Source organism: Kitasatospora sp. NPDC114501 (genome assembly GCF_055633695.1).
The window spans coordinates 90400-108375 of sequence record NZ_JBVKDS010000014.1 but is presented as its reverse complement, the minus strand read 5'-3'; the positions used below and the strand labels follow the sequence as shown (position 1 = coordinate 108375).

The window sequence follows — 17976 nt, the reverse complement described above, 5'->3', positions numbered from 1 at the left end:
AGGCAGTCCGCACCGGGGGTGGGGACGAACAGGCCGGGCGCCGCCCGGCCCGGGCGGCGCCCGCCCTCACCCCACCGTCGCGAACCCGTTCTGGAGGCCGCGCAGCAGCGCCGTGCCCGCCGGATCGGCCGACCGGCGGGTGTTGGCCAGCACCACCACACCCACCTGCTTCTCCGGGTCGAAGGCCACGAAGGAGCTGAACCCGCCGGTGCCCCCGTTGTGCCAGATCTGGAGGTGCCCGCCCTGCTGGGTGTGCAGCCGGTGCCCGAGCCAGCCCAGGTGCACCCAGGCGAACGGATTGACCCGGTGCCGGGTCTCCCGGGTGAGGGCGATCGCCGGCGACAGCGCCGCCTCCGGCTCCCGCCCGGAGGCCAGTTGGGCCCGCAGGAACACCACCAGGTCGGCGGCGGTCGACCGGAGCCCGCCCATCCCGGGCAGGGCCCCGAAGCTCCAGTACGGCACCGGCCGACCGCCCGGCGTGTGCCCGTGCGCCAGCCGCGCGGACTGCTCCTCGTCCGGCCGCACACAGGTGTCCACCAGCCCCAGCGGCGCGCAGACCTCGCGCGCCACCAGCTCCTCGTACCCGAGGCCGGACCGCTGCGCGAGGGCCAGACCGAGCAGCCCCGCACCCAGGTTGGAGTAGCGGAAGCTCCGCCCGGGTGCGGCCCGCAGCCGCGTCCGGGCGAGCCCGTCGAGCACCCGCTCGGCGGTGCAGTCGGCGTACGGATCGGGCTTGTTGGGGGACAGCAGCGCCTGCACCGCCATGCCCCGGGGCAGCCGGGGGAGCCCCGAGGTGTGGGTGGCGAGGTGCCGCAGGGTGATCGGCTCCGGGCCCTTGGCCGGGACGGCCGCCCGACCGCCCGAGGCGCCGGTGAGCACCTCGGCGAGCGGCTCGTCCAACCGGACCGTGCCGTCCAGGGCCAGCCGCGCGAGCGCGAGCGCGGTGAACACCTTGGTGACGGAGCCTATGTCGAACAGTGTGTGAGGCCCGGGCACCCCACCGCCCGGACCGGTCCGCCCGGCACCGCGGATCTCCACGGCGTCGCCGGCCAGCCCGGCGACCACCGCACCGACGTGTCGGCCCGCGAGCCGGTCGGCCGTCTGCTGCACGAGGCAGGCGAGTTCGTTCATGATCGCAACCCTAGGCGCCCCCACCCACGGGATCGTCAGCCCGGGAAACGATATCGACCCCCGCCGATGCTCCCGCGGAGGTACGGCCCGCTGCGCCCCGAGCGGTACCTGCCGGCAAGCGCGGAGCAGGAGACCCCGGCAAGCGTGGAGCAGGAGACCCCCGTCCAGCCCTCCGATGCCCGCTCAGCCCTCCAGCGCCTCCCGCAGCCGGACAGCGACCTCCGCCGCCTCCGCCTCGTCCGGGTACCGCCGCCGCGGCCAGAAGAACCCGCGCAGCCCGTCCTTCGGATTGCGCGGCACCACGTGGACGTGCAGGTGCGGCACCGACTGGCTGATCCGGTTGTTCGCCGCCACGAAGCTGCCCGCCGCGCCCATCCCGCGTTCGACGGCCGTCGCCACCCGCTGCACCCGGAGGAAGAACGGTCCCACCGCGCCGGCCGGCAGGTCGGCCAGCGTCGGGTGGTGGGCGCGCGGCACGACCAGCACGTGCCCGGGGAACAGCGGCCGACGGTCCAGGAAGGCCACCGCCACCTCGTCGTCCAGCACCCGGTGCGCCGGTTCCTCGCCCGCCACCACCGCACAGAAGACGCAGTCCATCCGTCCATTCAAACCACCGGCGGCCGTCCCGGCATCCCCGCGGACCCGGCGTCATCCGACCGGCTGCCATCCGGGCGCGACCGCCCCGGCGCCGGAGCCCCACCGGGCCCCCGGCCCCACCGGGCCCCCGGCCCCACCGGGCACCCGCGCCCGCCGGACCCCCGCACCCGCCGGTCCCTCACTCGTACCGGTACAGCAGCGCCTCCCGCTCGTGCTGCTCGATGATCTCCACCGTCAGCGACTCGTCCCGCAGGTGGGAGAGCGTGACCTCCGCCGAACTCGGCTGCGCGTCCGCGGCGAGCCAGTTCTCCGGCTTCCACGCCGAGGAGCGCAGGAAGGCCTTCGGGCAGTGCCCGTACACCTCCTCGACGGCGACCACGATCGCGCTGCGCGGCGGCTTGCCGACGGCGGTCAGCTGCCGCAGCAGCTCCGGGTCGGTCGAGACGCAGGCCCGCCCGTTGACCCGCAGCGTGGCGTCCCGGCCCGGGACGACGAAGAGCAGCCCGACCCGGCCGGTCTCCAGGATGTTGTGCAGGGTGTCCAGGCGCTTGTTGCCGGTGGCGTCCGGAACGGCCAGGGTGTGCTCGTCGAGCACCGAGACCAGTCCGGCCGGCCCGCCGCGCGGGGAGACGTCGCAGCGCCCGGCGGCGTCCGCGCTGGCCACGAACACCAGCGGGGAGCAGGCGATCAGGCGCCGGTCGACCTCGTGCAGACGGTCGACCTGCTTGCGGCGGGCGTGGTCGCCGGGCTGCTCGTAGATCTCGCGCAGCTGGGCGGGGTCGCTGAGCGCGCCCGCGTGCAGGGCGTCGAACAGACTGCCCGGCCGGTTCGGCGCGGTGGTTGACGAAGCGACAGTTTCCGGTGTGGTCGTCATACCGGGAATGTAGCCGAGGCCGCTCGGCGCACCTCCGGCCGACGGCCTCGGAACCCTCCGGCCCCGGACCGGCCGTACCCCTGGCGACCAGCGGTTTTCCGCTGATAATGGGGCCAGGGACTCCAGCGGGCCGGAGGTGGTGGTCGTGATCGTCAGAATCTGGGCCGGGCAGGTCCTGGCCGGTCGCTGCGAGGAGTTCTGCGCGCACCTGGCCGCCCAGGTGATCCCGGAACTCGGCCGGACCGACGGCTGCCTCGGCGGCGAGCTGCTGCGCTCGGTGTCCGAGGACGGGCACCGGGTGCTGGTGCTGAGCCGCTGGCGCGACGAGGAGGCCCTGCGCGGGTACGCGGGGCCGATGTGGCGGATCCGGCCGGTCTGGTCGGAGGGCGAGCTGAGCTACCTCGCCCACCCTCCGGAGGTCACCCACTTCCTGCAGATCAGCGCACCCGCCACGCTCTGAGCCGCGGGTCCCATACCGGCCGGTGCCGTGAGACCGGCACGGCGGACAGGCAACGGCCGTCAGACCGACAACGGCACCGGGTGGATCTCGTCCGCCGGGTGCCCGGTGCGGCTGTGGACCCGCTGCACGGCCTCCCTGGACGGCGCGTCGGAGAGGCAGTACACCGTGCCCGACTCCGGGTCCGCCCACGCCTGCTCGAAGTGGACGCCCTCCTCGCCCTCGATCGCCAGGTCGGCCGCGTGGGCCTGCCTGAGCTGCTCGACCGTGATCCCGGCCATCCCGTGGTGGACGTCCATGAACTTCGCCATCGCCCTCGCCTCCGTAGCTTCGGTGCGTCACCGGCAGGGCCCCGTCTACCAGCCTCGCCCCCGCCGTCCGCCTCCGCCACCGTGCCACCACCGGGACGTCGCCCTGCCGGGTACGGGCGAGTACCGGGTGGCGCCGCGCATTCCCCGCCGGCCCGTGAAACAGACCACAGCGCAGGGGTCTCCCTGACGTTGCGCCGTCCGTGGCACAATGACGGCATCAAAGCAGTGACGTTCAGCGCACTCCGGGGTCGGTGAAAATCCGAACCGGCGGTTACAGTCCGCGACCCGTCCGCAGCCAGCGGCCGGTTGACCAGGTGAAATTCCTGGACCGACGGTTAAAGTCCGGATGGGAGGCGTGCGCGGGCGGACGAAGAGCAGTACCCGTGGTCCATCGGCAGGCGCCAGCCGGCCTCCCGGACCCCGGTCAGGTGAACGACGGGAGCGGTGTCTCCCGGGCCGGGCGAGCGATCTCCCGGTGGCCTCGGCAACCCCGGAGAAGGGTGTGCCCCCGGCCCGCGCACCGGTGCCCGTCCGTGTCATCTCCCATGCCGCCCCGGAGTCCGCGCCCCAAGCGCGAGGAGAACCCGGGTGTTCACCGGCATCATCGAAGAGCTCGGCGAGGTCGTGTCGATCGAGGAGATCGGCGACTCCTCGCGGATCCGCCTGCGTGGCCCGGTGGTCTGTACGGGTGCCCGGCACGGCGACTCCATCGCGGTCAACGGCGTGTGCCTGACCGTCGTCGACAGCCCGGCGGAACTGGCCGCCGGCACCGGTGAGTTCAGCGCCGACGTGATGGCCGAGACGCTGCACCGTTCCAGCCTCGGCGAGTTGGCGCCCGGCTCCCGGGTCAACCTGGAGCGCGCCATGGCGCTCGGCGCCCGGCTGGGCGGCCACCTCGTCCAGGGCCATGTGGACGCCACCGGGCGGCTGTTGAGCCGCGAGCCCGGCGAGCGCGACGCGGCGGGCGACCTGCGCTGGGAGGTGCTGCGGTTCTCGCTGCCGGACACCATCTCCCGCTACCTGGTGGAGAAGGGCTCGATCACGGTCGACGGCGTCAGCCTCACCGTGGTGGAGGCCGCCCGGGACAGCTTCACCGTCAGCCTCATCCCGGCCACCCTCGCGCTGACCACGCTGGGCGCCAAGTCCGTCGGGGAGAGCGTCAACCTGGAGGTGGACGTGCTGGCGAAGTACGTCGAGCGCCTCCTGGAGTCCCGCACCCTCCCGAACCTCCCGGGCCTGTCGGACCTTTCCAGCCTTTCCAGCCTTTCCACCATGTCCGACCCGTCCGACCTGCCGGTCGACGGAACCCCGGGGGAGTCCAAGTGAGCTGGCTCAGCGGCGAGGCGTTCACCGTCCTCGGCGAACACGTCAAGTGGGCCGACATGATCGGCAACATCCTCGGCTTCGGCGGGCTCGCGCTCGGCTGGCGCCGCTCGGTCTGGAGCTGGCCGGTCCAGCTGCTGTCCGGCGCGGTGCTGATCGCCGCCTACCTCGGGGGCCACGTCCCCGGCCTGATCGGCAAGCAGCTGATCGTGATCGCCACCGCCTCCTGGGGCTGGGCGCAGTGGCGGCGGGGCCGCCGAGAGGGCGGCGCGATCGCCGTCCGGTTCGCGAGCTGGCCCGAGCGGCTCGCGCTGGCGGCGGGCACCGCGGCCGGCACCGTCGCGCTCGCCCTGCTCTTCACGTCCTTCCCCAGCCTGTCCTGGAGCCCCTGGTCGGACGCCTACATCTTCGTCGGCACGCTGGCCGCGATGATCGCCCAGGCCCGCGGCTGGGTGGAGTTCTGGTTCGCCTGGATCGCGGTCGACGCGGTCGGCGTGCCGTTCGCCTTCAACAGCGGCTACACCTTCTCCGGCCTCACCTACTCCGTCTACTTCGTCCTGGTGCTGCTCGGCCTGCGGTCCTGGTGGCTGAGCACCCGTGAGCCGCGCGCCAAGTCCGCCACCGTCCCGCAGGGAGCCACGGCATGACCGAGATGAGCGAGAACCAGTCCAGCACCGGCGCCACCGGGGCCGCACCCGAGCCCGAGCTCGTCCTCGATCCGGTCGAGCGGGCGATCGCCGACATCGCCCTCGGCCGCGCCGTGGTGGTGGTCGACGACGAGGACCGCGAGAACGAGGGCGACATCGTCTTCGCGGCGTCCGCCGCGACCCCCGAGCTGATGGCCTTCACCATCCGCTACAGCTCCGGCGTGATCTGCGCCCCGATGACCGGGGAGGAGCTGGACCGCCTCAAGCTCCCGCCGATGACCCAGGTCAACGAGGACCGCAAGGGCACCGCGTACACCGTCTCGGTGGACGCCCGGGAGGGGGTCGACACCGGCATCTCCGCCGCCGACCGCGCCCGCACCGTACGGCTGCTCTCCTCGCCCGGCACCGAGCCCGGCGACCTCACCCGCCCCGGGCACGTCTTCCCGCTGCGCGCCGTCGAGGGCGGTGTGCTGGTCCGCCCCGGCCACACCGAGGCCGCCGTCGACCTGGCCCGGCTCGCCGGGCTGCCGCCGGCCGGGGCGATCGCCGAGGTGGTCAACGACGACGGCAGCATGGCCCGGCTGCCCGAGCTGGTCGCCTTCGCCCGCGAGCACGGCCTGGCGATCATCTCCATCGAGGACCTGATCGCCTACCGCCGCCGCACCGAGCTGCACGTCGACCGGGCCGCCGTCACCGCCCTGCCCACCGTGCACGGGGAGTTCACCGCCGTCGGCTACCGGGGCACCATCGACGGGGTCGAGCACCTCGCGCTGGTGGCCGGCGGCCTCGACGCGGAGGGCCGGCTGCCGGACAGCGAGGACGTCCTGGTGCGGGTCCACTCCGAGTGCCTGACCGGCGACGTCTTCGGCTCGTTGCGCTGCGACTGCGGCCCGCAGCTGGAGGCCTCGCTGCGGCGGGTCGCCGAGGCCGGCCGCGGCGTGGTGCTGTACCTGCGCGGCCACGAGGGGCGGGGGATCGGCCTGGCCCACAAGCTGCGCGCGTACGAGCTCCAGGAGCAGGGCCGGGACACCGTCGACGCCAACCTGGACCTCGGCCTGCCCGCCGACGCCCGCGACTACAGCATCGCGGCCCAGATGCTGGGGGACCTCGGCGTCCGCTCGCTCACCCTGCTCACCAACAACCCGCGGAAGCTGACCGCGCTCACCGATCACGGGCTCAAGGTCAAGGGGCGCGAAGCGGTCGAGATCGCGCCCGGCGAGCACAACCTGGGCTACCTGCGCACCAAGCGCGACCGGATGGGCCACCACCTGCCCGGCCTCGGCTCCTGACCACCGCCACCAGAGACACAACAGAGACTCATACAGGAAGTAGGAAGCATGAGCGGCCACGGAGCCCCCGAACTGACCATCGACGGCGCCGCCGACCTCAAGGTCGCCGTCGTCGCCGCCCAGTGGCACGACCAGGTGATGAACGGCCTGCTGGACGGCGCCCACCGCGCGCTCAAGGAGCTGGGTGTCACCGAGCCGACCGTTCTGCGGGTGCCCGGCACCTTCGAGCTGCCGGTCGCCGCCAAGCGCCTCGCCGAGCGCGGCTACGACGCCGTGGTGGCCCTCGGCGTGGTGATCCGCGGCGGCACCCCGCACTTCGACTACGTCTGCCAGGCCGCCACCTCCGGCCTCACCCAGGTCAGCGTCGACACCGGCGTCCCGGTCGGCTTCGGCGTGCTGACCTGCGACAACGAGGAGCAGGCGCTCGACCGCGCGGGCCTTCCGGGCTCCGCCGAGGACAAGGGCCACGAGGCCGTCACCGCGGCCGTCGCCACCGCCGTGGTGCTGCGCGCCGCGCTCTGAGCACGCCCCGTCCGGTCCCGGAGCGTGGACGTCCACCGGACTGTCCACGCTCCGGGACCGTTTACCGTCCGTCCGCCGGTACGCCGTAAGGTGGGCCCATCATGGCTTCGAAGACATTCGAGGAGCTCTACGCCGAGCTCCAGCAGAAGGCCGCCACCGGCGACCCCTCGTCCTCCCGTACCGCGCAGCTCGTCCAGCAGGGCGTCCATGCGATCGGCAAGAAGGTCGTCGAGGAGGCCGCCGAGGTCTGGATGGCCGCCGAGTTCCAGTCGGACGAGCAGACGGCGGAGGAGATCTCGCAGCTCCTCTACCACCTTCAGGTGATGATGATCGCCCGTGGACTGACGCTCGACGACGTCTACAAGTACCTCTAGACCTCCCGCTGAGTACCCAGACCCCCGCTCCTCCGAGCACACCCGCTCTCCCCACAGGTAAGGAAGCAACCTCCCATGCTGCGCATCGCCGTCCCCAACAAGGGTTCTCTCTCGGGTCCCGCGGCGGAGATGCTCCATGAGGCCGGCTACCGCCAGCGGAAGGACCCCAAGGAGCTCGTCCTCGTCGACCCGAACAACGAGGTGGAGTTCTTCTTCCTCCGCCCGCGGGACATCGCCGTCTACGTCGGCTCCGGCCGCCTCGACGTCGGCATCACCGGCCGCGACCTGCTGCTGGACTCGCACTCCAACGCCGAGGAGGTGCTCGCCCTCGGCTTCGCCGGGTCGACCTTCCGCTTCGCCCGCCCCGAGGGCGTGGACGTCGAGGACGTCAAGGGCCTGGAGGGCCTGCGGATCGCCACCTCGTACACCGGCCTGGTCGAGCAGCACCTGGCCGACCACGGGGTGAAGGCGACGGTCACCAAGCTGGACGGCGCGGTCGAGACCGCGGTGCAGCTGGGCGTCGCCGACGTGATCGCCGACGTGGTGGAGACCGGCACCAGCCTGCGCAACGCCGGCCTGGAGGTGTTCGGCGAGCCGATCCTGATCTCCGACGCCGTGGTGATCCGGCCCAAGGGCGCCGGCGAGGACACGCGGGTGGAGCAGTTCCTGCGCCGCCTCCAGGGCGTGCTGGTGGCCCGCCGCTACGTCCTGATGGACTACGACATCCGCGCCGAGAAGGTCGGCGCGGCCGTCGCGCTCACCCCGGGCCTGGAGTCGCCGACCGTCTCGCCGCTGCACACCGAGGGCTGGGTCGCGGTGCGTTCGATGGTGCTCCGCAAGGAGGCCCAGCAGATCATGGACGACCTGTGGGGCATCGGCGCCCGGGCCATCCTGGTCACCAACATCCACGCCTGCCGCCTCTGACCCCGGACCCGGCCGCCCGGACGACCCGCGCGCCCGGGTGACCTGCGCACCGGTCCACGAGTAAGGAACGGTTCAATGGGGCGGGGACGCCGACCGCGTCCCCGCCCCGTCGTGCTGCCGCCACCAGAACCACCCCGGAGACCCCACGTGTCCACGCCGCCCGTCCAGTTCCCCGTCACCTGGGCGCCGCGCCGCACCCGCGCCGTGCTGCTGCCGGTCTGCGTGCTGCTGGTGGCGCTGTTCTCCGCGATGGCGGTGCTGCTCCCGGAGAACTGGCAGCTCAACGACCGGATGATGATGGTCGCCAGCGGGGTCCTGTTCGCCGCCGTCGGCCTGATGCTGGCCCGCCCCCGGGTGAGCGCCGACGCGGAGGGCGTGACGGTGGTCAACTTCGTCCGCCGCCGCCGGCTCGCCTGGGCCGAGATCGTCCGGGTCAACTTCCGCCAGGGCGACCCGTGGGCCACCCTCGACCTCGCGGACGGCACCTCGCTCGCCGCGGTCGGCATCCAGTCCGGCGTCGGCAAGGACCGGGCGATCGCGGACGCCCGCGCGCTGCGCGACCTGGTCGAGCAGCACGCCCGGGCCTGAGCCCGGACCCGCTCCCACCTGGGATTCGCCGCTCCCGGCGGGCCGACCGGGCCTCGTACCGCCGTCCGGGTATGGTCTACGCTGGTAAAAGCAGGGCAAAGTCCCCCTGCCCGAAAACGAGTGCCCGAACGACCTGAGGAGTGACACTCCCCCTCGATGGACGATCCGTCCGGTAGTACCTGCGCCGCCTCGCTTCCGACCCCCGGAAGGCAGGCGGCACTGTGATCACCGCCTGGCTGCTGTTGTTCGCGGCCGTTCTCCTGATCCTCGCCAACGGCCTGTTCGTGGCCGCCGAGTTCGCCTTCGTGACCGTCGAGCGCGGGGAGGTGGAGCGCTCCGCCGGGGCGGGCGACGCCAAGTCCCGCCGCGTCGCCGGGGCCCTGCGGCACCTCTCCTTCGAGCTGTCCGGCGCCCAGCTCGGCATCACCGTCACCTCGCTGGTGGTCGGCATGCTCGCCGAGCCGGCCCTGTCCACGCTGCTCGCGCCCGTCATGTCCGGCGTCGGCGTGCCCGACTCGGCCGCCCGCGGCGTCTCCGTGATCGTCGGCATGGTGCTGGCCACCGTCGTCCAGATGGTGATCGGCGAGCTGGTGCCGAAGAACTGGGCGATCTCCCGCCCGCTCCAGGTGGCCCGTGCGGTCGCCGCCCCGCACATGGCGTTCTCCTTCGCCTGCCGTCCGCTGATCAGCTTGCTGAACGGCGCCGCCGACCGGACCGTCCGGGCCTTCGGCGTCGAGCCGCAGGAGGAGCTGGGCCACGCCCGCACCCCGGACGAGCTGGTCTCGCTGGCCCGCCACTCGGCCCGGGCCGGCGCGATAGACGAGGAGTCGGCGACCCTGTTCGTCCGCACCCTGGGCCTGAGCGAGCTGACCGCCGAGTCCGTGATGACCCCGCGCATAGACGTGTCCGCGCTCCAGCGCGACGCCACCGCCTCCGACGTGATCAACCTGACCCGGGCCACCGGACTGTCCCGCTTCCCGGTCTACACCGACAGCCTGGACGAGGTCACCGGCATCGTCACGCTCAAGGACGCCCTGGCCGTCCCGGCCGTCCGGCGCGGCCTGGTGCGGGTCGGCGAGCTGGCCTCGCCGCCGCTGCTGGTGCCCGAGACGCTGCCCGCCGAGCGGCTGCTCGACCGGCTGCGCCGCCTCCAGCCGATGGCCATCGTGGTCGACGAGTACGGCGGCACCGCCGGCGTCGTCACCGTCGAGGACATCGTCGAGGAGATCGTCGGCGAGGTGCAGGACGAGCACGACCCCGACGACCACCCCGAGCTGTTCCCGCTGCCGCCGGTCAACGGCCTGCCGGTCTGGGAGGCCGACGGCCGCGCCCGGATCGACCAGCTGGAGCGGATCGGCCTGAACGCCCCGGACGGCCCGTACGAGACCCTCGCCGGGCTGGTCTCCGACCTGCTCGGCAAGCTCCCCGAGGTGGGGGAGCAGGCCGAGCTGCCCGGCTGGCGCTTCACCGTGACCGGTGTCGACCGCCACCGCACCACCGGGGTCCGGGTGGAGCGCACCACCGCGCCCGCACAGTTCGACGAGGACCGGGAGGACGGCCGATGACCGCCCTGCAACTGGCCGTCGCGCTGCTGCTCCTGCTCGGCAACGCCTTCTTCGTCGGCGCCGAGTTCGCCGTGGTGTCGGTGCGCCGGAGCCAGATCGAGCCGCTCGCCGAGGCCGGGCACAAGCGCGCCCGCACCGTGCTGCACGCGCTGTCCAACGTCTCCGCGATGCTGGCCGCCGCCCAGCTCGGCATCACCGTCTGCTCGCTGGGCCTCGGTGCCCTCGCCGAGCCGACCATCGCCTCCCTGCTGGAGGGCCCGTTCCACGCGATCGGCGTCCCGTCCGGCCTGATGCACCCGCTCTCGTACGGGATCTCGCTCGCCGTCGTGGTCTTCCTGCACATGGTGATGGGCGAGATGGTGCCGAAGAACATGGCCATGGCGGGCCCGGAGCGGGCCGCGCTCTGGCTCGGCCCGCCGCTGGACCGGCTGGCCCGCTGGCTCGCCCCGGTGATCCGGGTGCTGAACGCCTTCGCCAACGGCGTGCTGAAGCTGTTCCGGGTGGATGCCAAGGACGAGGTCGAGTCGGTCTTCACCACCGAGCAGCTGATGTACCTGCTGGCCGACTCCCGGGACGCCGGGCTGCTCGACGAGAGCCGCCAGGAGCGCCTGGAGGACGCGCTGGAGCTGGGCCGCCGGCCGATCACCGAGGTACTGCTCGAACCCGAGCAACTCGTCACCGTGGACACCAAGGCGACCGCCGCCGAGATCGAGCAGCTGGCGCTGCGCACCGGCTTCTCGCGCTTCCCGGTCACCGACGGCGACCCGGCCGGCCACGGCTACCTCGGCTACGTCCACCTCAAGGACATCCTCGACGTGGAGGACCCGTCGGCGCCCGTCCCGGCCCGCCTGTGGCGGCCGATCACGGTGCTGCGCGGCGGCCTCCCGCTGGACGACGCGCTCGGTGCGATGCGCCGGGCGACCTGCCACCTGGCGGCCGTGCTGGGCCAGGACGGGCGCACGCTCGGCGTGGTCATGCTGGAGGACGTGCTGGAGGAGCTGGTCGGCGAGATGCACGACCCGGACCACCGCGCCACGGCCTGAACGTCCCGAACATCCCGAACATCCCGAACGGCCTGAGCGCCGGTGTCCGCTCCCGGCGATTCTGCTGAGAGCATTCAACCGTTCCCGTGCCGGCCACCCTGGAGCAGGGTGGTCGGCATGAGACTTCTGCTGCTGGGTGGAACGAAGTTCGTCGGACGGGTCGTCGCCGAGGAGGCGCTGGCCAGGGGCTGGGAGGTGACCGCCCTCAACCGCGGCACGCAGCCCGCGCCCGAGGGCGTCGAGGTGCTGAAGGGCGACCGCACCGCCGAGGACGGCCTGGCGGCGCTCGGTTCGGGGGAGTGGGACGCGGTGGTGGACACCTGGTCCTGGGCCCCTGCGGCGGTGCGCGACAGCGCCCGGTTCCTCAACGGCCGGGTCGGCCACTACGCGTACGTCTCCAGCCGGTCGGTGTACGACTACCCGCTGGAGGCCGGGGCCGGCGAGACCGCGCCGGTGGTCGACTCCTCCCCGGACCTCACCGGCGATGTGCCCTACGCCGAGGCCAAGCGCGGTGCGGAACTCGCGCTGGAGGCCGAGTACGGCGGGCAGGCGCTGCTGGCCCGGGCCGGGCTGATCATCGGCCCGCACGAGAACATCGGCCGACTGCCCTGGTGGCTCAACCGGATCGCCGAGGGCGGCCCGGTGCTCGCCCCCGGGCCGCGCGACCTGCCGCTGCAGTACATCGACGCGCGCGACCTCGCGGCCTGGACCCTGGACGCCGTGGTGGCCCGCCTCGGCGGCCCGTACAACCTGGTCAGCCCGTCCGGCCACGCCACCATGGGCGAGCTGCTGGAGGCCTGCGTACGGGCCACCGGCTCGGACGCCGAGCTTCGCTGGACGGCCCCGGAGCGGATCCTCGCGGCGGGCATCGAGCCGTGGACCGAGCTGCCGATCTGGCTGGCGCCCGGAGACCTCTACGACTTCCTGCACACCGGCCTGGTCGAGCGCGCGCTCGGCGCCGGGCTGCGCTGCCGCCCGGTCGCCGAGACCGTCGAGGACACCTGGGCCTGGCTGCGGTCGATCGGCGGCAGCGCGCCGCAGCGGGCCGACCGGGTCACCGTCGGGCTGGACCGGGAGCGGGAGGCCGCGGTCCTGAACGGCTGACCCGGTCACCGGCCGGAACGGACCCGGGGAGCTGGTCGCGGGGCCGCACGGGGGTCAGCCCCGACCGTCGATCAGCTCCCCGTACGCCTGCACGAGGTCCGGCAGCCGCAGGGTGGCCAGGTCTTCCCGGCCCGGCGGCTCGCGCAGCAGCGACAGCCGCAGGTCCCGGTAGGCGCAGGACTTCTCGTACAGGGTGCGGATGAACCGGCCGTTGCCCAGCTCGTCGATCCAGCCCTCGCGCACCACGTGGGTGCAGATGCTGGCCAGCTCCTCGGCGGCGTCCTCGTCCCAGCCGTCGCCGTCCCGGCCGGCCAGCGCGGCGCCGATCGCGGTCAGCTCCCCGGGGCGGTAGCTCGGGAAGTCGACCCGGGTGGTGAAGCGGGAGTTGAGGCCGGGGTTGGTGGCGAGCAGCCGGTTCATGCCCTCAGGGTAGCCGGCCAGGATCACCACCAGCCGGTCCCGGTTGTCCTCGGCGCGCTTGAGCAGCACCTGGAGTGCCTCGTCGCCGTACGCGTCGCCCTTGGTGTAGCCGGAGTTGGAGAGGCTGTACGCCTCGTCGATGAACAGCACGCCGTCCAGCGCGGAGTCGATCAGCTCGTTCGCCTTCACGGCGGTCTGGCCCAGGAACTCGCCCACCAGGTCGGCGCGTTGGGCCTCCACCAGGTGGTCGCCGGAGAGCAGGCCGAGGGCGTGGAAGACCCGGCCGAGGATGCGGGCCACGGTGGTCTTGCCGGTGCCCGAGGGGCCGGAGAAGACGAAGTGGCGCTTCGGCGGCTGGACGGGCAGGCCCTGGGCGGCCCGCAGCCGTGACATCCTCAACTGGGCGGACAGCGCCCGCACCTGGCGCTTGACCGGTTCCAGGCCGACCATCAGCGACAGTTCGGCCAGGGCCGCGTCCAGCTCCCGCTCGTCGCCGCCGGAGCGGGGCTCGGGCCCGGTGGCGGTCCGGGGCTGGGCCCGGCCGAGGGCGGGCAGCGGGGGCGGTACGGCGGGGCCGGGCGGGGCGCCCGAGCCGGAGCGCTCCCCGGCGGCCTGCGGCGCGCCGTCGGGCCGGGCGCCGTCCAGCAGGGCGCCGCCGGTCGCGGTTCCGTCCAGGAGTGAGCCGCCGGTCAGCGCCCCGTCCGCCGGGGGGCCGTCGACCAGCCCGGCGTCCACCGAGGGCCCGCCGCCCGACGGCACCCCGCCGTCGAGCACCCCGCCGGTCGCGACCCCGTCGCCGGCGACGGTCGCACCGCTGGGCCCGCCGGCGTCCCCGAACTCCCCGCCGTACCCGGGCATCCCGGTGTACCCGGCCTCGTCCGGGTACCCGGCGCCGTCACCGAGGCCGCCCGGTGCGACGGCGTCGGCCGCCCCCGGGCGCCCGCCCGCCAGCAGCCCGTCGGGCAGCAGTCCGTCCGCGAGCCCGTCCGTGAGCCCGTCCGCGAGGCTGTCCGTCAGGCCCTCCGTCAACCCGTCCGCGAGCCCGTCCTCGGCCGAGATGGCCGTCAGCCGGGCCGCGGTGTCCATGAACGCCGGGTCCGCCCGGTGCACCGCCCGGTAGAGCGGCAGCGCCGCGGCGCTGCGCCCGGCCCCCTCGTACGCCCGGGCCAGCCAGTACCGCAGCTCCTTGCGCTGGGGCTGCTCGGAGCGGCAGCGGGCCAGCGAGGCGGCCAGCGGCGCCTGCGCCTGGGCGCACATGTCGAGGCGCACCCGCGCCATGCCGGCGAACAGCCCGGCCTCGATGCCGAGCAGCGGGTCGTCCAGCAGCCGGTCGGTGTCCCGGATCAACTGCTCCCAGTCCTTGAGCAGGTAGGACCGGCAGGCGTGGAGGAAGCGGGCGGACGGGTCCTCGCCGGGTGCCGGGCACTGCTCCAACGCCCGGTCCAGCTCGGCCAGGTGGCGGCCGTCCAGCCAGTGCGAGGCGTGCGCCAGCGCGAGGTCGCGGGCGTCCTCCAGCACCGGCTGCACCCACCAGCCCAGCCAGTACCAGGAACTGAGCGGCCGTCGGTGCAGCCGCCGCTGCTCGCCGAACCGCTTTTGGTGGCGGTACATGGCGAGCAGCGCGGCCGAGGTGTCGCTGCGCAGCGCGTGCAGTCCGAGCCAGGCGTCGGCCATGCCGGGATCCAGCCGGACGGCGGCCCGGAACTCCTCCTCGGCCCGGGTGTACGCACCGGCCGTGTAGGCGTCCATGGCGCGCAGCCAGGCGCGGTCGGCGTGCCGGTCAGGCCCGCCCGCCGTGCTGTCGGAACTGTCCACCGTCGTCACTCACGCCCCCCGCGGTGCGGCCCGGGACTCGGCCGGCGAGTCGCCTGCGCCTAGGGCCTGTGGTCGTCGACCCCCTGCGGCGCGTCTGCGCCTGCCAGGAATCGTACCGGCGCGGAGCTGATCCGGAAGGGTGCCGTACAGGGTCAAATGCGATCGCGCGGGCGGCCGTTGAACGACCGGGCGGACGAAAGGGACGGCGGGGGAGCGAGTTTCGGAAGGGGACCGGGCGGCGCCCCCGGCTCACGGGGGAACAAGCCGGGGACGCCGGGTCCGACGCGACCGGAAGCTTGTGTTCCGGCGGCTGAGGAGAACCTAGGTCCTGGCGACGTCGCAGGTCAAGGCGGTGGTTGAAGGTTCACCCACCGTGCCCGGGACGATCCGTCCGGTCACCCCGTCGACCCGCGTCGCGGCGTGCGGACGGCTCGGATCGGCGGCGAAATGCGCCGATTCGGCCCGGGCCCAGCCCGCCCAGAACTCGGCCAGTTCCGGACCGTCCCGCTCCTCCCCGCGCCGCCGGGCCGAGACGGCGTCCAGCTCCATCCAGATCACCCGGGCCAGCCACGGCCGCACCGCCCGCCGGCCGGCGCCGACCCCCTCCACCAGCACCACCGGGGCGGCCGGCACCGCGGCCGTGCCCGCGAAGCGGCGCAGCGTCCAGTCGTACACCCGGTACTCGGCGTCCCGGCCGGCCGCCAGCGGCTCCAGCACCTGCTCGCGCAGCCGTCCGGTCCAGCCGAACGGCTCGCGGTGGGTGGCCAGGTCGTCGAGGTGGACCACCGGGGCGCCGCCGAGCGCCGCCGCCAGCCGTCCGGCGAAGGTGGTCTTGCCGGAGCCGGCGTGCCCGTCCACCGCGACCAGCCGCACCGGCCCGCAGGACGGCGGCAGCGTGCGCAGCTCCGCCGCCAGCGCGGTCAGCCGGTCGTCCGGGACGGGCCGGAACGGGGGTGGGAAAGGTTCGGATGCAGCCACAACGTCAACCCTACGGTGCCGTAGCCCGCCACTGCGGACAGTTCATCTGTGCAGGTCGTGACGGCGGCGCGGGTTTCGGGCATACTCGCCTTCGCCACGACTGTGAACGGCCGTTCACCGCAACCCGGTGCAGGTCGGTCCGACCGCCACACCCACGCCGGACCAGCCGACACGTCGGTCCGGCGCCCGATCGAGGAGGCGACCACCGCCATGACCCCCTCCCCTGTGAAAGCCGTGGAGCGCCAGCTGCCCAGCGAAGAGGCCCGAGAGCTGCTGAGCCTCACCCGCGACCTGGTCCAGCGCGAGCTCCAGCCGCGGGCGGCGGAGGACGAGGCCGCCGACCGCTTCCCGCGGGAGGTCTTCCGCACCCTCGGCGAGGCCGGCCTGCTCTCCCTCCCGTACGAGGAGGAGTACGGCGGCGGCGAACAGCCCTACGAGGTGTACCTCCAGGTCCTGGAGGAGCTCGCGGCCGGCTGGCTGGCCGTCGGCCTCGGCGTCAGCGTGCACACGCTGTCCTGCCACGCGCTGGCCACCTTCGGCACCGACGAGCAGCGCGGGAAGTGGCTGCCCGCCATGCTCTCCGGCGAGCAGCTCGGCGCCTACTGCCTCTCCGAGCCGCAGTCCGGCTCCGACGCGGCCGCGCTGCGCACCCGCGCCGACCTCGACGGCGACGCGTACGTGGTGAACGGCACCAAGGCCTGGATCACCCACGGCGGCCAGGCCGACTTCTACAGCGCCCTGGTGCGCACCGGCGTCGACGGCCCCAAGGGCATCAGCTGCCTGCTGGTCCCCGGCACCCAGCAGGGCCTGTCCGCGGCCCCGCCGGAGCACAAGATGGGCATGCGCTCCTCGCCGACCGCCCAGCTGCACTTCGACGGCGCCAGGGTGCCCCGCGAGCGGCTGATCGGCGAGGAGGGGCAGGGCTTCCAGATCGCGCTCGCCGCGCTGGACTCCGGCCGCCTCGGGATCGCCGCCTGCGCGATCGGCGTCGCCCAGGCCGCGCTCGACCTCGCGGTCGACTACGCGCGCACCCGGCGCCAGTTCGGCCGCCCGATCGCCGAGTTCCAGGGCCTGTCCTTCATGCTCGCCGACATGGCCACCCAGATCGAGGCCGGCCGCTCGCTCTACCTGTCCGCCGCCCGACTGAAGGACGCCGGCCGGCCGTTCTCCAAGGAGGCGGCGATGGCCAAGCTGTTCTGCACCGACACGGTGATGCGGGTGGCCACCGACGCCGTCCAGGTGCTCGGCGGCTACGGCTACACCCAGGACTTCCCGGCCGAGCGCTTCATGCGCGAGGCCAAGGTCCTGCAGATCGTCGAGGGCACCAACCAGATCCAGCGGCTGGTGATCGGCCGCCACCTCACGAAGGCCTGACGCCTTCCTCCCACACGGCCTCCGGCCGTCACTCCAGGGTGCGGAGTGACGGCCGGAGGCGTTCTCGGCGGGGTGTCAGCTCGCCCTGGCGGTACGGGCGGCCAGCGCCGGACGACGGCGGCGCTGCTCCGGGATGGCGGCCCGCAGCGCGGTGACCGTCGGCACGGCGGGCGCCACCGGGGCGGCCCCGGCGACCGCGGTGAGCCGCACCGGGCGGTGCGCGACGGCGTGCGAGAACGGCTGGGTGCGCCAGTCCAGCCCGCTCGGGAGCCTGATCAGCGCGGCGAGCCCGACCGGTTCCGCGTCCTCCGCGTCCTCCGGGGCCTCGACCTCGGCCAGGTCGTCCGTCGGCGCGCCCGAACCCGGGCAGATCGCGGGGGCGAAGGGGTTCCAGGCGGTCGGCAGCAGCGCGTGTTGCGGCAGCCGCTCCTCGTCCGCCACCAGGGCGATCGGACGTCGGCACTCGGGGCAGTTGACCCGGACGACGTCCCAGTTCTCCGCCTCGCCGGGGTCGGTGCCCGGCATGAGGTCGACCGCGAGGCCCTCGCGGCCGGTCATGTCGTCGGTTACGTCGGCGCCCAGCACGCGCTGGTCGGTAGCAGGCATGAGGATCCCCCTAGGATCGGGCCCGGCGTGGTCG

Annotated in this window: 19 protein-coding genes and 1 riboswitch; of the genes, 12 read left to right on the top strand and 7 right to left on the bottom strand. The window is 73.8% G+C overall.

What is annotated here, in order from left to right; all coding sequences use genetic code 11:
- Nucleotides 1–66 precede the first annotated feature (66 nt).
- The 3 genes from ACZ7RU_RS25495 to ACZ7RU_RS25485 all read right to left on the bottom strand — a co-directional run bounded on the left by ACZ7RU_RS25495 (nucleotide 67) and on the right by ACZ7RU_RS25485 (nucleotide 2602).
- Nucleotides 67–1131, bottom strand: coding sequence for a serine hydrolase domain-containing protein (locus ACZ7RU_RS25495; RefSeq protein WP_470343278.1), 1065 nt, complete (start codon nucleotides 1129–1131; stop codon nucleotides 67–69).
- A 183-nt stretch (nucleotides 1132–1314) separates the two neighbouring features.
- The gene (locus tag ACZ7RU_RS25490) at nucleotides 1315–1728 is read right to left on the bottom strand and encodes an HIT family protein (RefSeq protein ID WP_470343277.1); all 414 of its coding nucleotides are present in this window, start codon (nucleotides 1726–1728) and stop codon (nucleotides 1315–1317) included.
- Nucleotides 1729–1906: 178 nt separating this feature from the next.
- Entirely contained in the window at nucleotides 1907–2602 is a 696-nt protein-coding gene (locus tag ACZ7RU_RS25485) for an MSMEG_1061 family FMN-dependent PPOX-type flavoprotein (RefSeq protein WP_470343276.1), read from the bottom strand.
- Between the two features lie 145 nt (nucleotides 2603–2747).
- Here ACZ7RU_RS25485 and ACZ7RU_RS25480 point away from each other — a divergent pair, with 145 nt between their 5' ends.
- The gene (locus ACZ7RU_RS25480; protein WP_470343275.1) at nucleotides 2748–3062 is read left to right on the top strand and encodes an antibiotic biosynthesis monooxygenase family protein; all 315 of its coding nucleotides are present in this window, start codon (nucleotides 2748–2750) and stop codon (nucleotides 3060–3062) included.
- A gap of 59 nt (nucleotides 3063–3121) precedes the next feature.
- On the opposite strand, the gene ACZ7RU_RS25475 is transcribed toward ACZ7RU_RS25480, so the two are convergent.
- Nucleotides 3122–3370 carry an SCO4226 family nickel-binding protein gene (locus tag ACZ7RU_RS25475; protein WP_387751769.1) on the bottom strand — a complete coding sequence of 83 codons (249 nt, stop codon included), beginning with the start codon at nucleotides 3368–3370 and terminating at the stop codon, nucleotides 3122–3124.
- Nucleotides 3371–3604: 234 nt separating this feature from the next.
- Nucleotides 3605–3732, top strand: a riboswitch (FMN riboswitch).
- A gap of 226 nt (nucleotides 3733–3958) precedes the next feature.
- On the opposite strand from ACZ7RU_RS25475, the gene ACZ7RU_RS25470 reads away from it, so the two are divergent.
- From ACZ7RU_RS25470 to ACZ7RU_RS25425, 10 genes are all read left to right on the top strand, one after another.
- On the top strand, nucleotides 3959–4696 hold the full coding sequence (locus ACZ7RU_RS25470) for a riboflavin synthase (RefSeq protein ID WP_470343274.1): 738 nt from the start codon (nucleotides 3959–3961) through the stop codon (nucleotides 4694–4696).
- Entirely contained in the window at nucleotides 4693–5340 is a 648-nt protein-coding gene (locus tag ACZ7RU_RS25465) for a nicotinamide mononucleotide transporter family protein (protein ID WP_470343273.1), read from the top strand. The genes ACZ7RU_RS25470 and ACZ7RU_RS25465 overlap by 4 nt, the downstream gene beginning before the upstream one ends.
- A gap of 5 nt (nucleotides 5341–5345) precedes the next feature.
- Nucleotides 5346–6629: a bifunctional 3,4-dihydroxy-2-butanone-4-phosphate synthase/GTP cyclohydrolase II gene (locus tag ACZ7RU_RS25460; protein WP_470343418.1), complete on the top strand. Its 1284-nt coding sequence runs from the start codon at nucleotides 5346–5348 to the stop codon at nucleotides 6627–6629.
- Between the two features lie 48 nt (nucleotides 6630–6677).
- Nucleotides 6678–7151, top strand: coding sequence for a 6,7-dimethyl-8-ribityllumazine synthase (gene ribH / locus ACZ7RU_RS25455; RefSeq protein ID WP_470343272.1), 474 nt, complete (start codon nucleotides 6678–6680; stop codon nucleotides 7149–7151).
- A 101-nt stretch (nucleotides 7152–7252) separates the two neighbouring features.
- The gene (locus tag ACZ7RU_RS25450; protein ID WP_387751781.1) at nucleotides 7253–7525 is read left to right on the top strand and encodes a phosphoribosyl-ATP diphosphatase; all 273 of its coding nucleotides are present in this window, start codon (nucleotides 7253–7255) and stop codon (nucleotides 7523–7525) included.
- A 75-nt stretch (nucleotides 7526–7600) separates the two neighbouring features.
- Entirely contained in the window at nucleotides 7601–8449 is an 849-nt protein-coding gene (gene hisG / locus ACZ7RU_RS25445; RefSeq protein WP_470343271.1) for an ATP phosphoribosyltransferase, read from the top strand.
- Nucleotides 8450–8596: 147 nt separating this feature from the next.
- Nucleotides 8597–9037 carry a PH domain-containing protein gene (locus ACZ7RU_RS25440; RefSeq protein WP_470343270.1) on the top strand — a complete coding sequence of 147 codons (441 nt, stop codon included), beginning with the start codon at nucleotides 8597–8599 and terminating at the stop codon, nucleotides 9035–9037.
- Between the two features lie 221 nt (nucleotides 9038–9258).
- Nucleotides 9259–10602, top strand: coding sequence for a hemolysin family protein (locus ACZ7RU_RS25435; RefSeq protein ID WP_470343269.1), 1344 nt, complete (start codon nucleotides 9259–9261; stop codon nucleotides 10600–10602).
- Nucleotides 10599–11645 carry a hemolysin family protein gene (locus ACZ7RU_RS25430; protein WP_470343268.1) on the top strand — a complete coding sequence of 349 codons (1047 nt, stop codon included), beginning with the start codon at nucleotides 10599–10601 and terminating at the stop codon, nucleotides 11643–11645. Before ACZ7RU_RS25435 ends, ACZ7RU_RS25430 begins: the two co-directional genes overlap by 4 nt.
- A gap of 117 nt (nucleotides 11646–11762) precedes the next feature.
- A complete protein-coding gene (locus ACZ7RU_RS25425; RefSeq protein ID WP_470343267.1) occupies nucleotides 11763–12749 on the top strand; it encodes an NAD-dependent epimerase/dehydratase family protein in 987 nt (328 codons plus the stop codon).
- Between the two features lie 54 nt (nucleotides 12750–12803).
- Here ACZ7RU_RS25425 and ACZ7RU_RS25420 read toward each other — a convergent pair whose 3' ends face one another.
- The gene (locus ACZ7RU_RS25420; RefSeq protein WP_470343417.1) at nucleotides 12804–14918 is read right to left on the bottom strand and encodes an AAA family ATPase; all 2115 of its coding nucleotides are present in this window, start codon (nucleotides 14916–14918) and stop codon (nucleotides 12804–12806) included.
- Nucleotides 14919–15305: 387 nt separating this feature from the next.
- Nucleotides 15306–15962: a uridine kinase family protein gene (locus tag ACZ7RU_RS25415; RefSeq protein WP_470343266.1), complete on the bottom strand. Its 657-nt coding sequence runs from the start codon at nucleotides 15960–15962 to the stop codon at nucleotides 15306–15308.
- A gap of 210 nt (nucleotides 15963–16172) precedes the next feature.
- On the opposite strand from ACZ7RU_RS25415, the gene ACZ7RU_RS25410 reads away from it, so the two are divergent.
- Nucleotides 16173–17336 (top strand): acyl-CoA dehydrogenase family protein, encoded by a 1164-nt coding sequence (locus ACZ7RU_RS25410; RefSeq protein ID WP_470343265.1) that lies wholly within the window; start codon nucleotides 16173–16175, stop codon nucleotides 17334–17336.
- A 75-nt stretch (nucleotides 17337–17411) separates the two neighbouring features.
- Here ACZ7RU_RS25410 and ACZ7RU_RS25405 read toward each other — a convergent pair whose 3' ends face one another.
- The gene (locus tag ACZ7RU_RS25405; protein ID WP_470343264.1) at nucleotides 17412–17942 is read right to left on the bottom strand and encodes a hypothetical protein; all 531 of its coding nucleotides are present in this window, start codon (nucleotides 17940–17942) and stop codon (nucleotides 17412–17414) included.
- Nucleotides 17943–17976 lie beyond the last annotated feature (34 nt).

Bases quoted from the DNA above. Each gene is read 5' to 3' on its own strand.
- ACZ7RU_RS25495 (WP_470343278.1), bottom strand. From the start codon at position 1,131: ATGAACGAACTCGCCTGCCTCGTGCAGCAGACGGCCGACCGGCTCGCG.
- ACZ7RU_RS25490 (WP_470343277.1), bottom strand. From the start codon at position 1,728: ATGGACTGCGTCTTCTGTGCGGTGGTGGCGGGCGAGGAACCGGCGCAC.
- ACZ7RU_RS25485 (WP_470343276.1), bottom strand. From the start codon at position 2,602: ATGACGACCACACCGGAAACTGTCGCTTCGTCAACCACCGCGCCGAAC.
- ACZ7RU_RS25475 (WP_387751769.1), bottom strand. From the start codon at position 3,370: ATGGCGAAGTTCATGGACGTCCACCACGGGATGGCCGGGATCACGGTC.
- ACZ7RU_RS25460 (WP_470343418.1), top strand. From the start codon at position 5,346: ATGAGCGAGAACCAGTCCAGCACCGGCGCCACCGGGGCCGCACCCGAG.
- ribH (WP_470343272.1), top strand. From the start codon at position 6,678: ATGAGCGGCCACGGAGCCCCCGAACTGACCATCGACGGCGCCGCCGAC.
- ACZ7RU_RS25450 (WP_387751781.1), top strand. From the start codon at position 7,253: ATGGCTTCGAAGACATTCGAGGAGCTCTACGCCGAGCTCCAGCAGAAG.
- hisG (WP_470343271.1), top strand. From the start codon at position 7,601: ATGCTGCGCATCGCCGTCCCCAACAAGGGTTCTCTCTCGGGTCCCGCG.
- ACZ7RU_RS25430 (WP_470343268.1), top strand. From the start codon at position 10,599: ATGACCGCCCTGCAACTGGCCGTCGCGCTGCTGCTCCTGCTCGGCAAC.
- ACZ7RU_RS25425 (WP_470343267.1), top strand. From the start codon at position 11,763: ATGAGACTTCTGCTGCTGGGTGGAACGAAGTTCGTCGGACGGGTCGTC.
- ACZ7RU_RS25420 (WP_470343417.1), bottom strand. From the start codon at position 14,918: ATGGACGCCTACACGGCCGGTGCGTACACCCGGGCCGAGGAGGAGTTC.
- ACZ7RU_RS25410 (WP_470343265.1), top strand. From the start codon at position 16,173: ATGACCCCCTCCCCTGTGAAAGCCGTGGAGCGCCAGCTGCCCAGCGAA.
- ACZ7RU_RS25405 (WP_470343264.1), bottom strand. From the start codon at position 17,942: ATGCCTGCTACCGACCAGCGCGTGCTGGGCGCCGACGTAACCGACGAC.